Annotated in this window: 12 protein-coding genes; all 12 read right to left on the bottom strand. The window is 55.3% G+C overall.

Annotation, left to right across the window (positions count from 1 at the left end; genetic code table 11):
• Positions 1–198: 198 nt before the first annotated feature.
• Positions 199–1,593 carry a 2-nitropropane dioxygenase gene (locus tag J7395_RS05875; protein WP_062949883.1) on the bottom strand — a complete coding sequence of 465 codons (1,395 nt, stop codon included), beginning with the start codon at positions 1,591–1,593 and terminating at the stop codon, positions 199–201.
• Between the two features lie 106 nt (positions 1,594–1,699).
• Positions 1,700–3,826 (bottom strand): polyribonucleotide nucleotidyltransferase, encoded by a 2,127-nt coding sequence (pnp, locus tag J7395_RS05870; RefSeq protein ID WP_062960260.1) that lies wholly within the window; start codon positions 3,824–3,826, stop codon positions 1,700–1,702.
• Positions 3,827–4,047: 221 nt separating this feature from the next.
• Positions 4,048–4,317, bottom strand: a complete 270-nt coding sequence (gene rpsO / locus J7395_RS05865; protein WP_007088414.1) for a 30S ribosomal protein S15 — start codon at positions 4,315–4,317, stop codon at positions 4,048–4,050.
• Positions 4,318–4,334: 17 nt separating this feature from the next.
• Complete coding sequence (gene truB, locus J7395_RS05860) at positions 4,335–5,261, bottom strand: tRNA pseudouridine(55) synthase TruB (RefSeq protein WP_062949887.1); 927 nt, start codon at positions 5,259–5,261, stop codon at positions 4,335–4,337.
• Positions 5,261–5,680 carry a 30S ribosome-binding factor RbfA gene (rbfA, locus tag J7395_RS05855; RefSeq protein ID WP_062949889.1) on the bottom strand — a complete coding sequence of 140 codons (420 nt, stop codon included), beginning with the start codon at positions 5,678–5,680 and terminating at the stop codon, positions 5,261–5,263. Before rbfA ends, truB begins: the two co-directional genes overlap by 1 nt.
• 17 nt (positions 5,681–5,697) lie before the next feature.
• Positions 5,698–8,358, bottom strand: coding sequence for a translation initiation factor IF-2 (gene infB, locus J7395_RS05850; RefSeq protein ID WP_062949891.1), 2,661 nt, complete (start codon positions 8,356–8,358; stop codon positions 5,698–5,700).
• 80 nt (positions 8,359–8,438) lie between these two features.
• Entirely contained in the window at positions 8,439–9,029 is a 591-nt protein-coding gene (locus tag J7395_RS05845; RefSeq protein WP_062949892.1) for an RNA-binding protein, read from the bottom strand.
• A 19-nt stretch (positions 9,030–9,048) separates the two neighbouring features.
• Positions 9,049–10,608: a transcription termination factor NusA gene (gene nusA / locus J7395_RS05840; protein ID WP_062949894.1), complete on the bottom strand. Its 1,560-nt coding sequence runs from the start codon at positions 10,606–10,608 to the stop codon at positions 9,049–9,051.
• Between the two features lie 9 nt (positions 10,609–10,617).
• Complete coding sequence (gene rimP / locus J7395_RS05835; RefSeq protein WP_082832784.1) at positions 10,618–11,157, bottom strand: ribosome maturation factor RimP; 540 nt, start codon at positions 11,155–11,157, stop codon at positions 10,618–10,620.
• A gap of 280 nt (positions 11,158–11,437) precedes the next feature.
• Complete coding sequence (gene trmB / locus J7395_RS05830; RefSeq protein WP_209220819.1) at positions 11,438–12,154, bottom strand: tRNA (guanosine(46)-N7)-methyltransferase TrmB; 717 nt, start codon at positions 12,152–12,154, stop codon at positions 11,438–11,440.
• Positions 12,155–12,288: 134 nt separating this feature from the next.
• Positions 12,289–13,461: a methionine adenosyltransferase gene (gene metK / locus J7395_RS05825; protein WP_209220817.1), complete on the bottom strand. Its 1,173-nt coding sequence runs from the start codon at positions 13,459–13,461 to the stop codon at positions 12,289–12,291.
• A 312-nt stretch (positions 13,462–13,773) separates the two neighbouring features.
• Positions 13,774–14,244 (bottom strand): helix-turn-helix domain-containing protein, encoded by a 471-nt coding sequence (locus J7395_RS05820; RefSeq protein ID WP_062949910.1) that lies wholly within the window; start codon positions 14,242–14,244, stop codon positions 13,774–13,776.
• Between the last annotated feature and the right edge of the window lie 90 nt (positions 14,245–14,334).

Raw genomic sequence — 14,334 nt, 5'->3', positions numbered from 1 at the left:
CGCTTTTCAGGACCGGTCAATTCCCGGTTCCCGATCAAATCCAAGCGTATATTAGGGAACCAAGACGCGCCTTTCTTTGATTTTGATCAACTCCAATCATCCCAATTTTAGATGCCGTTTCATCGGCAAGTCATTAAAAAAGGGGCCGAAAACCGGCCCCTTTTTCTGATTTCGATCCATGCAGGACCGGCATTTGGCTTAATCGCCTGTGGCAATCCGGTCGACCAGCTCTTTGACAGTCGGGACAAAGCCATTGGTGTAGAACGGGTCTTCACCAAATTTATAGGCATTGTGACCGGCAAACATCAGTTCGTTTTCAACCATCGCGCCATGCGCAATGTTCTGAAGCGTTTTCTGAATGCAGAACGAACGCGGATCGGCACGTTTGCCGGTAGTACCGCTATGCTGTTCCCAGTTCGAGAACTGGCACTGCGACAAGCAACCCATGCAGTCGATCTGGTCTTTCTTGATCGTAAGCGCACTGTCAGGCGTGACAAACACCATGGTTTCATCGGGTGTCGGCATGCCTTCGGTATAACCGGCATCAAGCCATGCCCGAACCTTGTCGGCGTCATCTTCGCGAACATAGATCGGACGACCGCGACGGCCCAGCGGAATACCGACATGCAGGTCGGCTTCTGCGGTACGCGAATAACGGACCTGACGATCAGAACGCTGATGCAGATCTTCAAGGAAGTCGTTGCGAACAGCCGAACTGTAAAAACCGGTCGGGCTAAATTTATGCAGCGAGACGTCGCCGTCCTGCAGCGTCAGCAAACGGTTTTTCCATTCTTCGGAAATCTCGCTTTCCTTGGTCAGAAGCGGACGGGTCCCGAACTGGAAGGCCACCGGGGCGACTTCCGGATTGTCGAGCCAGTCTTCATAGTCACGCAGGAACCAGACGCCACCAGCCATAATGATCGGAACGTCGTTCAGGCCGACCGAATTCATGTATTCGCGAAGGGCTGCAACACGCGGGAACGGATCTTCGGGCACCAGCGGGTCTTCGGAATTCGAAAGACCGTTGTGACCGCCAGCGCGCCACGGATCTTCATAGACCACACCACCAAGCCATTCCGGGGTGTTTTTGTACGACCGCAGCCACAAGGCACGGAACGCACGCGCAGAAGATACGATCGGGTAATAATGCACGCCATACTGGGCTGCGATCTGCGATACCTTGTAAGGCATGCCCGCGCCACAGGTCACCCCATGGACAAGACCCTTGGTCCCCTCAAGCACGCCGCGCAGAATTTCTTCCGCACCGCCCATTTCCCACAGAACGTTCATATGCAGGCGACCTTCGCCGCCGCGCATTTCATGTGCGATCTGTGCCTGGGCGATACCGCCGCGGATGCCATAGGCGATCAGTTCCTGATGGCGCTCACCACGGGTTTTTCCGGCATATTCGACCGGAACCAGATTGCCATTTTCGTCATAAGAATCGGCATTGACGGCGGAAAACGTCCCGATGCCACCAGCAGCTGCCCACGCGCCGGAACTTTTACCCGTCGAAACAGCGATACCTTTACCACCTTCAATCAGTGGCAAGACCTCTTTTCCCGACATGACGAGCGGTTTAAGGGCTTTCAAATTCGTCTCTCCCATTCGGCTTTTCATCGCCAGCGATGCCCCGGCATCGCATTTGGAAAACCGGACGGCGTGTTGTTGTTATCGCCGTCCGGTCTATCAGATCGGATTATTCAGCGTCGCCGACTTCGAGATCGGCACCGGTTTCCTGGTCAACGCGTTTCATCGACAATTTGATCTTGCCGCGATCATCAAAGCCAATGACCTTGACCTTGACCGCATCGCCTTCCTTGACGATATCCGAAACCTGCTTGACGCGTTCCTGCGCCAGTTCGGAGATGTGGACCAGACCGTCGCGTGCGCCAAAGAAATTGACGAATGCGCCAAAGTCGACAGCCTTAACAACCTTACCATCATAGATATGGTTCAATTCAGGTTCCGCAACGATCGATTTGATCCAATCGACGGCCTGTTTGCCTTTTGCACCATCGGTATGTGCAACAGTGATCGAACCATCGTCTTCGATATCGACCTTGGCACCGGTTTCTTCGCAGATTTCGCGAATGACCTTGCCGCCCGAACCGATAACGTCACGGATCTTGTCACGCGGGATCGAGAACTGGGTGATGGTCGGCGCATTGCCCGAAACTTCACCACGTGCTTCCGGAAGCGCTTTGGACATTTCGCCAAGGATGTGCAGACGGCCGTCGCGGGCCTGGCCAAGTGCGATCTGCATGATATCCGGGGTCACCGAGGTGATCTTGATATCCATCTGAAGCGAGGTAATACCGTTTTCAGTACCGGCAACCTTGAAGTCCATATCGCCAAGGTGATCTTCATCACCCATGATGTCGGACAGAACAGCAAAATCATCGCCTTCCTTGATCAGACCCATGGCAATACCGGCAACCGGACGTGCCAGCGGAACACCGGCATCCATCATTGCAAGCGAGGTTGCGCAAACAGTCGCCATCGAGGACGAACCGTTCGATTCGGTGACTTCGGAAACGATACGGATGGTGTAAGGGAACGCATCCTTGCCCGGCATCAGCGGGTGCAGGGCGCGCCATGCCAGTTTACCGTGACCGATTTCACGACGGCCCGGCGAACCCATGCGGCCAGCTTCACCGACCGAGTAGGGCGGGAAGTTGTAGTGCAGCATGAAGTTTTCGCGGTATTCACCATCCAGCGCATCGACGATCTGCTCGTCCTGACCGGTGCCAAGGGTGGCAACGGCAAGTGCCTGGGTTTCACCACGGGTAAAGATCGCAGAACCGTGCGCGCGCGGCAGAACCGAAACTTCGCCAAGGATCGGGCGAACGTCGGCACCGGTACGGCCATCAATACGTTTGCCGGTCTTCAGGATCGCACCGCGGACGATGTCTTTTTCCAGATCCTTGATGATCGACGAAACCTTGCCTTTCAGGGCATCGGCGACTTCTTCTTCAGCCAGTTTCTCGGCAATGGCAGCTTTGGCGTCGGAAACAGCAGCCGAACGCTCCTGCTTGACGACATGGCTGTATGCCTTGGTCAGACCATCGGTGCCAAGGGCAGCAACTTTTTCGACCAGTGCATCATAGCCTTCCGGCAGTTCTGCGATATCGCGCGGCTCTTTCGCGGCATCTTCGGCCAGCGAAATGATCAGATCGAGAACCGGCTGGAACTGCTCGTGACCGAATTTAACGGCACCAAGCATGATTTCTTCCGAAAGCTCGCTGGCTTCGGATTCAACCATCATCACACCGTCACGGGTACCGGCAACAACCAGGTCAAGGTCGCTTTCCTTAACTGACTCGGTCGCCGGGTTCAGGATATATTCGCCATCTTTGTAACCGACGCGTGCGGCACCGATCGGGCCGAGGAACGGCAGACCGGAAATGGTCAGCGCAGCAGATGCGCCGATCATGGCAACCACGTCCGGATCGTTTTCCATGTCATGCGACAGAACGGTACAAACGATCTGGGTTTCGTTGCGATACAGCGGGTGGAACAGCGGACGGATCGGACGGTCGATCAGACGCGAAACCAGGGTTTCCTTTTCCGAAGGACGGCCTTCACGCTTGAAGAAACCACCCGGGATCTTACCGGCAGCGAATGCCTTTTCCTGGTAGTTCACGGTCAGCGGGAAAAAGTCGATATCCGGGCGCGGTGATTTCGCGCCAACAGCGGTACAAAGCACAACGGTCTCGCCATAGGTGACCATGACGGCACCATCGGCCTGGCGCGCGACCTTGCCGGTTTCGAGAACCAGCTTGGCATTGCCCCACTGCATTTCCTTGCGGACGACATTAAACATTATTTTCTCTTCCTCTTACAAACCTTCAGCGGACCCGGATAGTCTTACACGAGTTCCGAACACATTAATTATGAGGCTTTCATAAAAGCTGCATAATTAATGGGTCCGGACCAAGCAAAGAGGTCGGCCCATCCGACCCTGCTTCCCCGTGTTTCCCGATCCGCTCGGGACATTAAAAAACGACGGCGGAGGGGATCAACCACCTCCGCCGCAGTTCGATATCAGCGGCGAATACCGAGGCGTTCGATAACGGTCTCGTAACGCGACTGGTCTTTGCGCTGCAGGTACTTCAGCAGACGACGGCGCTGGCCAACCATCATGAGAAGACCACGACGGCTGTGGAAGTCGTGGTTATGTTCTTTCATGTGTTCGGTCAGGTTCTTGATCCGCTCGGTCAGGATTGCAACCTGGACTTCGGGGGAACCGGTGTCACCGTCTTTCTGAGCATATTCTTTGATCAGCTCAGCTTTGCGTTCAGCAGTAATCGACATCAGGCATCCTTTCGCCTTTAGAGATTAAAAACACGTACAGGCCGGATTTCGCCGCCACTGATCTCCGCCAACGCAACCGCGCGGTCATGGAGCATGGCGCAGACGATATCGTCCTGCACGACGGGGTTTTCGAGGGCACTGCGTTTTGCCACCGGCAACAACCCGACAGGTTGTCCACTCGATAGCCGCTGCGCCTCGACTTCGGTCAGGGCCAGCGCCGGGATGTCGTCCAGCGCGGTCTCGACCGGAAGCAATTTCTCCAACACCGCATCCGGATCCATTTCGAGCAATTCCGCAAGCGGAATGGAACTCGTTTCAGGAAACGGCCCCGCCGATGTCCGGCGAAGGGCGGATATATGGCCGACAGAACCAAGGCGCAGCGCGATATCGCGCGCCAAAGACCGCATATATGCCCCCTTGCCCGAAACAACTTCGAGAACGGCATGATCGCGATCCGGCATATCGACCAGTCGAAGATCCTTGATCAGAATCGGACGCGGTTTAAGCACCACGTCTTCATCGCGACGCGCAAGATCATAGGCACGCTTGCCATTGACCTTGATCGCCGAAAACTTTGGCGGCACCTGCTGAATTTCGCCAATAAACTCACCCAGCACGGCCTTTATCTCGTCTGCATCCGGACGATGATCCGAGGTGGCGGTAACTTCGCCCTCGGCATCGTCGGTGCTGCGTGCTTCGCCGAACTTCAGCGTCACACGATAACTTTTGCTGCCATCCATGACATAGGCAACCGTTTTTGTCGCCTCGCCAAATGCAATAGGCAGGACACCACTCGCCAATGGATCGAGTGTCCCGCCGTGACCGGCCTTTGCCGCATCAAGCAGACGACGCACCTGATTGACCACCGTCGAAGACGTGATTTCCAGGGGCTTGTCGACCGCCAGCCAGCCATTGATGCTTCTACCGCGACGCCGACGCGCCATCAGTCGTCCTCATTCTCATGGTCGTCCGACCCGTCCGCCGCAAGATCCTGAGCAACATGCGGGTCACGCAGGAGGGCACCGATATGGTCGGCGACATCGAAACTTTTGTCTTCAACAAAACGCAATGCCGGTACGTACTTCATGTGAACCGTGCGCGCCACATGGGTACGCAAATGGCCCTTCTGACGCGTCAGCGCCTTGAGCGAGGTTTCCGCCTCGCCCCCGCCAAGCGGCGTAAAGGATACCATGGCATTGCGCATATCCGGACTCAGACTGACGCCGGTAATGGTTACCGGGCGCCGGGTCAGGTCCGGGTCGTAAATATCTCCGCGCTCAAGTGCCTGCGACAGGGCCTGGCGGATTTCCTCCGCCACGCGCAACTGTCGCTGACTTGGTGCTTTGGCCGGTTGCTTCGCCATATCGTCAATCCACCGTCTTAAAGTTCGACGGCGATTTCCTCCTGCTCGAAGCACTCGATCATATCGCCGACCTGCAGGTCATTATATTTGGCGAATGACATGCCACATTCATAGCCCTCGCGGACTTCTTTTACTTCATCCTTGAAGCGACGCAGTGTGGACAGCTCGCCCGAATGGATCACGACGTTGTCGCGAAGCAGGCGAACACCCGCACCACGCTTGACGGTACCTTCGGTAACCATACAACCGGCAATCTTGTTGCCCGAGATGGTGAAGATATCGCGGATTTCCGCGTAACCCAGGAACTTCTCGCGGACTTCCGGCGACAGCATGCCCGACAGCATCTTTTTGATGTCGTCTGCAACATCATAGATGATCGAGTAATAGCGAATGTCGACATTATCGCGACGGGACTGTTCGCGGGCCTGCTGGTTGGCACGAACGTTAAAGCCGATGATCAGCGCGTTCGACGCACGCGCCAGCGTGACATCGGATTCGTTGATCCCGCCAACACCGCTATGCAGGACGCGAACACTGACTTCCTCGTTACCCAGCTTCTGCAGGGTACCGATAAGCGCTTCGACAGAACCCTGCACGTCACCTTTGATAAGGATCGGCAGTTCCTTGACCTCGCCCGAGCTCGAGAACATGTTTTCGAGTGCCGATTTCTTCATCGCAGCAGCCTGCGTTTCGCGGATGCGACGCTGACGATAATCGGAAATCTCGCGGGCTTTAGCTTCGTTTTCGACAACGACAAAGTCATCACCAGCCGACGGCACGCCGTTCAGACCGGTTACTTCGACCGGCATGCCCGGAATGGCTTCTTCGATACGAACGCCATGGTCGTTGACCAGCGCACGAACGCGACCCCATTCAGCACCCGTGACAAAGATGTCGCCGTTTTTAAGCGTACCGCGCTGAACCAGAACCGTGGCAACCGGGCCGCGGCCTTTTTCCATACGGGCTTCAACGACAACACCGTCAGCAACACGTGCCGGGTTGGCTTTAAGGTCAAGAACCTCGGCCTGCAGCAGAATGGCTTCTTCAAGTTCGGTCAGGCCAAGACCCTGCTTTGCCGAAACTTCAATACACTGAACTTCACCACCCATTTCCTCGACGACGACTTCGTGCTGAAGCAGTTCGGTTTTAACCTTGGTCGGGTTTGCGCCCTGCTTGTCGATCTTGTTGATCGCAATGATCATCGGCACGCCAGCCGCTTTTGCATGGCTGATGGCTTCGATCGTCTGCGGCATGACCGAGTCGTCAGCAGCAACAACCAGAACGACGATATCGGTAACCTTGGCACCGCGCGAACGCATCTCGGTGAATGCAGCGTGGCCCGGTGTATCGATGAAGGTGATCTTCGAACCGGTTTCCATCGTCACCTGATAGGCACCGATATGCTGGGTGATGCCGCCGGCTTCACCACTGACAACGTCAGTTTTGCGCAGGGCATCCAGCAACGAGGTTTTACCATGGTCAACGTGCCCCATGACGGTCACAACCGGCGGACGACCGATCAGCTGATCTTCGTTGTCGTCTGCAGTGACCAGCGCTTCTTCAACGTCGGCATCCGAAACGCGTTTCATCTTGTGACCGAATTCCTCGACAACCAGTTGTGCGGTATCGGGATCAAGGCTCTGGTTGATGGTTGCCATAACGCCAAGGCCCATCAGGCACTTGATGACGTCGGCAGCACGTTCGGCCATACGGTTGGCAAGTTCCTGAACGGTGATCGCGTCCGGAACAATAACATCACGTACGATTTTCTCTTTCGGCTTCTGCTGACCCTGCATACGGGCCTTGGCTTTTGCCTGCTGACGCTTGATCGAGGCCATCGAACGACGACGGCCACCTTCGTCACCGGTCATCGCATTGTTGATCGAAAGCTTGCCACGACGACGGCCTTCGTCGCCTTTCGTGCGCGCGGCACGGCCAAGAGCTTCCTCTTCGGCGCGTTTGCGTGCGGCTGCACTACGGGCTTCTTCCTCGTCCAGTTCCTTGCGGCTTTTCGGCTTGACGGTGGACGGGTCGGCACGACGGCGTTCTTCCGGAACCAGCGGCTCTGCCGGTTCACCAGGAATGATTTCTTCCTGTTTTTTCGCAACAGCAGCGGGTTTCGGCTTGGACTTGCCTTTGGCGGTCGATGCTTCAAGGGCCTTTTCGACTTCTTCAACAGAAACCGGGGCTTCCTTTTCAAGCACAGGAGCTTCTGCCGCAGCAGCTTTTGCTGCCTCGGCTTCTTCCTGTTTGCGACGTTCGGCTTCTTCTGCCTTGCGTTTGCTTTCCTCGGCGGCACGTACAGCTGCGTCGGCTTCTTCCTGCTTACGGCGCTCTTCGGCTGCTTTCAGGGCGGCCATACGGGCTGCGCGCTCGCTATCGGTCAGATTGCTATGGTCTTCAACCGGCTCAGGTTTGGCAACCGGTTCAGGTTTGGCAGCCGGTGCCGGTGCGGCAGGTTGCTGCTGCTGTTCAGCAACCGCATCCTTTTTCACTTCACGGAAGCGGCCGGATTCGTTCTTTTCGAAAGTCCGCTTCTTGCGCACTTCGACAGTCACAGATTTGGACCGTCCATGCGAGAAGCTCTGACGTACCTGCCCAGCCTCGACCGTCTTGCTCAGTTCAAGTTTCGATCTGTTGAGGCTCAGCGGTTTCTTCTCCTGATCGCGATCACTCATAATCCGTCCAACTTCCTCATTTCCTGCGGGACCGGCATCCTTTGCCTGTCCTGTCCTGTCCGTTCTGCGCAAGCCTGCCTTCAGACCGCGCGAAATCCTTCTAGCCGTCCAAGCGAACGACTTAACTGCTTTGCCAGTCCACCCGGCGCAACAGCCACATGTACTGCTTTCTCGCGACCAAAGGCCGCGCCAATCTCGGCAGCATCCAGAACGGTATAAATCGGCAGATCCCGGGCCTTCGCCTCGATCTTGGATTTTCCGTCCGCAGCACCATCTCGGGCTGCCAATATCATTGCCGCGCCCTCATCAATCTGGGCCCGGACTTTTTCGTAGCCAGCAACCGCCTGACCGGCTCTACGCGCAAGCGACAGCAGATCAAGGCTTTTCTGAAGCAAAAGCTTCTCGATCCGGTCTGCCAGCGCAGGGTCAATCACGACTTTTTGCCGCGCCGCCTTGGCAAAGGCATTTTTTGCACAGGCGGTATTTATCACATCCCGCGACGGGCACAACCATAATCCCCGTCCGGGCAACCGTTCCTCAAGATCGGGAACAACCGTGTCATCCGGTCCGATCACAACCCTGAGAAGGTCTTCCTTGGGCCGGACTTCGCCGGTGACGATACACCGGCGTTCCGGAACCTCGGCTACCTTGCCGCCTTTACGGTGCGACATGGCGTCCTCCGATCAGCCCTCAGGCTTCTTCGCCTTCTTCGGCATCCTCGGAAACTTCTTCTTCAAGCCCTTCGAACCAGCCAAGCTGACGACGTGCATCCATGATCAGGTCATTGGCCTGGTCCATGGTCATGTTGTCTGCATCACCGACATATTCGATCAGCTCGTCACTTGCGAGATCTGCGAAGTCTTCAAGGGTTTTGACGTCATTCTCGCCAAGGCGAACAACAACGGCCAGCGACAGTCCGCCAAACTCGACGAGGTCATCGGCAACTTTGAGCTCTTCGCGGCGCTTCTGAAGACGTTCGGCTTCTTCGGCAAGGAAGGTGCGTGCGCGGGTGCGCAGCTCTTCGGCGATTTCTTCTTCAAAACCTTCGATCTCTGCCAGTTCGGCCAGCGGCACGTAACCAACCTCCTCGATCGAGGTAAAGCCTTCGGCGACAAGAAGATGGGCAATGACTTCATCAACATCAAGTGCCTTGATGAACATTTCCGCCCGTTTACGGGCTTCTTCCTGGCGACGTTCGCTTTCGTCTTCCTCGGTCAGGATATCGATATCCCATCCGGTCAGCTGCGATGCCAGACGCACATTCTGGCCACGACGGCCAATGGCAAGGCTCAGCTGATCATCGGGAACGACAACTTCGATACGGTTGGTTTCTTCATCAAGAACAACCTTGGTGACCTCGGCCGGAGCCAATGCGTTCACAACAAAGGTTGCCGGGTCTTCCGACCACTGGATGATGTCGATTTTCTCACCCTGAAGTTCGCCGACAACGGCCTGAACGCGCGAACCACGCATACCGACACATGCCCCGACGGGATCAATGGAATTGTCGGACGACTGAACCGAAATCTTGGCGCGCGAACCCGGGTCACGGGCAACCGATTTGATTTCAATAATGCCGTCGTAGATTTCCGGCACTTCCTGGGCAAACAGTTTTGCCATGAAAGTCGGATGGGTACGCGACAGGAAGATTTGCGGACCACGCTGTTCACGACGCACATCAAGGATCAGCGCACGAACGCGATCTCCCTGACGGACGGTTTCACGCGGGATTAGTTCTTCACGGCGCAGAATGGCTTCCGCCCGACCCATATCGACCAGAACGTTACCGAATTCGACGCGTTTGACGACGCCGTTGATCACTTCACCGGCACGGTCTTTATATTCTTCGAACTGACGTTCACGTTCCGCGTCACGGACTTTCTGAACGATGACCTGTTTTGCGGTCTGCGCGGCAATACGTCCGAAATCGATCGGCGGCAGCGGATCAATCAGAAACTCACCAAGCTGGATATTTTCGTCGCGAATACGCGCCTGTTCCAGCGACATCTGGGTGAAGTCGTTTTCAATATCGTCCGTGACCTCAATGAAACGGGCCAGTTTGATTTCACCGGTTTTACGGTCGATATGGGCACGGATGTCATGCTCATGGCCATATCTGGAACGACCGGCCTTCTGGATGGCCTGTTCCATTGCACCAAGAACTTCATCACGATCAATGCCCTTTTCACGGGCAACGGCATCTGCGACCTGCAAAAGTTCCGGCCGCGGCATTCCCGAAGTTGCTTCCATATCCAACCTCTATTCTGCGTTATCGTCAGACCGGCCCTTGCCGGTGACATGCGCGATCAATTCATCCGTCAGCACCAATTTCGATTTGGCGATATCGGCCAACGGCAACAATTCACGTTCGCCATCGACAATCAAGGCGACCGCATCATCTTCGATTCCATCCAGCTTTCCGCTGAAACGGCGACGGCCATTCTGGGCCATCACCAGTTCGACCTTTGCCTCGAACCCGCGCCAGACATCAAAGTCCTTGGCACGGGTCAGCGGGCGGTCAATACCCGGCGAACTGACTTCAAGGTGATAAGCCCCTGAAATCGGGTCCTCAACATCCATCAGGGCAGAAACGGTACGGCTGATTTCGGCGCAATCCTCGACATTGATGCTGCCGTTGCCATCCGCACGATCCGCCATGATCTGCAGGACATTGCTGTCCTTGCCCATCATGGAGACACGTACCAGTTCGAAACCCAGTGCGTTGATCGACGGTTCGATAATCTCCGTGATCCGCATCATCAGCGGGTCTTTCAACTGTTGTCCGATCAGCTCAGCCATATAGCGATGCCATACCCCAAAAAGCACAAAAGAGCGGGCGGAGGGCCCACTCTTTGTCAGAATTTACAAAAAGCTTGGCGGCTTTATACAGCCGGTTTTGCCAGAAATCAAGTCACGATCCTGACCCCGCAAGCCTTTCAACCAAGGGATTTGCATCGTTTTTATAGGCTTCGATGAATTCATGGTAGCTATGTAAGGAAGATAGGCAATTTAACCAAAATTTATCCATCGATAACCGATCACCTGAAATAATACGGAATCAAGTTGTTATCATCAGGTTCTAATTACGAACACGTCGCCGGAACCGCAAATAATTGCATTTTTTACCCTGGCGTAGCGCTTTTTGTTCATACCGGGTTTTAACCCAGTCGGCAGGCGGGTTGCGCCAGTCTTCCGGACTCTCGGCAAGCCACTCGAAATCCGGATGATTGTGCATATGCTGCAGGGTCCAGGAAATATATTGCATGTCGTCACTGGCAACCCGGAACTCCGCCCCGTCTTTAAGAAGGCGCGCCAGCAATGCAAGATTCTTGGGACCAATAAACCGGCGTTCCGCATGGCGTTTTTTCGGCCATGGATCCGGAAAGAGCAAAAATGCACGGTCAAAGCAGGCATCAACCAGCTTGTAAAGCAGGGGGCGGGAATCGTCCGCAATGATCCGGACATTGGTCAGGCCACGCTCGTAGATATGACGCAGGAGGCTGCCAACCCCGTCCATAAACGGCTCAGCTCCGATAATCCCGGTCTTCGGGTTGGCCTGAGCCTGACCAGCCAAATGTTCCCCACCGCCAAAACCGATCTCGAGCCAAAGCTGATCATGCTTTTCCCCGAAATAGTCGTTCGGATCGACACCAGCCTGATCTGGATAGGTAATCCCGATTTTCGGAAGCAACTCGTCAACCAGTGCCCGGCGAGAATCTTTGAGGGGGCGGCTGCCGCGACGGCCATAAAAATTCGGACGATCCGGGGTCGGTAACGGGCGATTGCTGTTGCGCATTGTCTTAATAACTGTCAGGACGGGTTTGAAAAATGGCTCAAAATCAAACGGGCGGCCCCGGATTTGTATCGGGGCCGCCCGCCTCATATCACGTCACACGATTTTGGCAAATCGTGCTTTGGCTTTTCAGTCAATCAGGCACCGAATGCCGATTTCAGTTCACCAACCAGATCGGTGCGCTCCCAGGAGAAACGACCGTCTTCTTCTGCCTGACGACCAAAGTGGCCATAGGCAGAAGTCGGGGTATAGATCGGACGACAAAGCGAAAGATGTTCACGAATGCCCCGCGGGCTGAGATCCATCAACTGGCGCAAAACACTACCCAGTTTGATTTCGTCCACATTGCCGGTACCATGGTTGTTGACATAAAGCGCCAGCGGCTTGGAAACACCGATCGCATAGGCAACCTGAATGGTGCAACGTTCGGCAAGGCCGGCAGCAACCACGTTTTTCGCAAGGTAACGCGCGGCATAAGCTGCTGAACGGTCAACCTTGGTCGGGTCCTTACCCGAAAACGCACCGCCCCCATGAGGTGCCGCGCCACCATAGGTATCAACGATGATTTTACGACCAGTCAGGCCAGCATCCCCATCGGGACCACCAATAACAAAACGGCCTGTCGGGTTAATATAAATCTCGTCTTCCGACGGCATCCAACCTTCCGGCAGGATCGTCTCGATATAGGGCATGACCAGCGAACGAACATCAGCCTGGCTCAGACCATCAGCATGCTGGGTCGAAACCACAACCGAGGTCGCACCAACCGGCTTGCCATCAACATAACGCAGGGTAACCTGACTTTTGGCGTCCGGGCCAAACTCGGCAGATTTACCGGAATGACGATCTTCGGCCATTTTGCGCAGGATACGGTGCGAGAACTGGATCGGTGCCGGCATCAGTTCGTCCGTTTCGTCACAGGCGTAACCGAACATAATGCCTTGGTCGCCGGCGCCGAGGTCTTTCTCACCAGCGGAATCAACACCTTGGGCAATATCGGCAGACTGTTCGTGGACGTGGCACTCGATTTCGGCCGTTTTCCAATGGAAACCTTCCTGCTCATAACCGATGGCACGAATCGCTTCGCGTGCCTTTTCGATCATGACTTCCTTGGAAACGCTTTCAGGGCCGCGAACTTCGCCAGCCAGAACGACACGATTGGTAGTTGCCAAAGTCTCTACGGCAACGCGCGAATCTTCATCAGCCGCAAGAAACGCGTCAACGATGGAATCGGAAATGCGGTCGCAAACCTTATCCGGGTGGCCTTCGGAAACGGATTCGCTGGTAAAAAGATATTCAGAAAGAGACATGTAAACCTTCTCCGGTGAAAAAAGGAATTCCAAAACTGGACCGGAGGGCATCGGCACAGAGCTGCACCAATTGCGCCCACTTAGCCTTTTTTTGCGTGGTGGCAAGCGGTCCAAATCCGTCCACGTATTCGATTGGGCATATCGCCCGAACTGCGGTTTTGCCTCAATGACATTTTCAGGTCAAGAAAGATCGGTGCATAAGCGTAACGCGCCAATTGCATTTCGAGGATCAAAATGGTCTTAACAAAGGCAAAAAAGCGCATCGGGCCTGAAGCCACTAATGCGCTTTTCAAATTGATAGTTCTAGGTTTTCTATTTTACGTTTTCGTTGTCAGCAACAAGAATGCCCATCGATTTGACCAGCTCGAAAACGCGTTTCCGCTGCGTCGGATCGGTAATCCGATAATATGCCCGCACAAGCTCAAGCGTTTCACGGCGGTTCATCGGATCGTTATCGAACGGATCCGGGCTTTCCGACATTTCGCGACGCTCATGCACGGATTTCGACGAAATCTCGTCTGGCATGTCATCAAAGAAGAATGAAACCGGCACTTCGAGAACGCGTGACAGATCATAAAGGCGCGACGCACCAACGCGGTTTGCACCGCGTTCATATTTCTGAACCTGCTGGAATGTCAGGCCGATGGCCTCACCAAGCTTCTCCTGGCTCATGCCAAGCAGCGTCCTGCGCAGTCGAACGCGCGCACCAACATGAATATCAACCGGGTTCGGCTTGCCACTTGCGGTCCGGCCCCGACCTCTGCCACGGGTGTTTTTGACCATCGTGTTTTCATCCTTAGGCGACATTTTGTGTTGTCCTTCTCTCACTCCGACCTACCCGCTCTTATTTTTGGTGGGACAATCAGGGAGCGG

The sequence above is a fragment of the Thalassospira sp. A3_1 genome, from assembly GCF_017744215.1.
GTDB classification, from domain to species: domain Bacteria; phylum Pseudomonadota; class Alphaproteobacteria; order Rhodospirillales; family Thalassospiraceae; genus Thalassospira; species Thalassospira lucentensis_A.
The sequence above is the reverse complement of the archived record's forward strand: the minus strand, read 5'-3'. Positions and strand labels throughout refer to the sequence as shown.

Bases quoted from the DNA above. Each gene is read 5' to 3' on its own strand.
- trmB (WP_209220819.1), bottom strand. From the start codon at position 12,154: ATGCGCAACAGCAATCGCCCGTTACCGACCCCGGATCGTCCGAATTTT.
- metK (WP_209220817.1), bottom strand. From the start codon at position 13,461: ATGTCTCTTTCTGAATATCTTTTTACCAGCGAATCCGTTTCCGAAGGC.
- rpsO (WP_007088414.1), bottom strand. From the start codon at position 4,317: ATGTCGATTACTGCTGAACGCAAAGCTGAGCTGATCAAAGAATATGCT.
- infB (WP_062949891.1), bottom strand. From the start codon at position 8,358: ATGAGTGATCGCGATCAGGAGAAGAAACCGCTGAGCCTCAACAGATCG.
- pnp (WP_062960260.1), bottom strand. From the start codon at position 3,826: ATGTTTAATGTCGTCCGCAAGGAAATGCAGTGGGGCAATGCCAAGCTG.
- J7395_RS05820 (WP_062949910.1), bottom strand. From the start codon at position 14,244: ATGGTCAAAAACACCCGTGGCAGAGGTCGGGGCCGGACCGCAAGTGGC.
- rbfA (WP_062949889.1), bottom strand. From the start codon at position 5,680: ATGGCGAAGCAACCGGCCAAAGCACCAAGTCAGCGACAGTTGCGCGTG.
- nusA (WP_062949894.1), bottom strand. From the start codon at position 10,608: ATGGAAGCAACTTCGGGAATGCCGCGGCCGGAACTTTTGCAGGTCGCA.
- truB (WP_062949887.1), bottom strand. From the start codon at position 5,261: ATGGCGCGTCGGCGTCGCGGTAGAAGCATCAATGGCTGGCTGGCGGTC.
- J7395_RS05845 (WP_062949892.1), bottom strand. From the start codon at position 9,029: ATGTCGCACCGTAAAGGCGGCAAGGTAGCCGAGGTTCCGGAACGCCGG.
- rimP (WP_082832784.1), bottom strand. From the start codon at position 11,157: ATGGCTGAGCTGATCGGACAACAGTTGAAAGACCCGCTGATGATGCGG.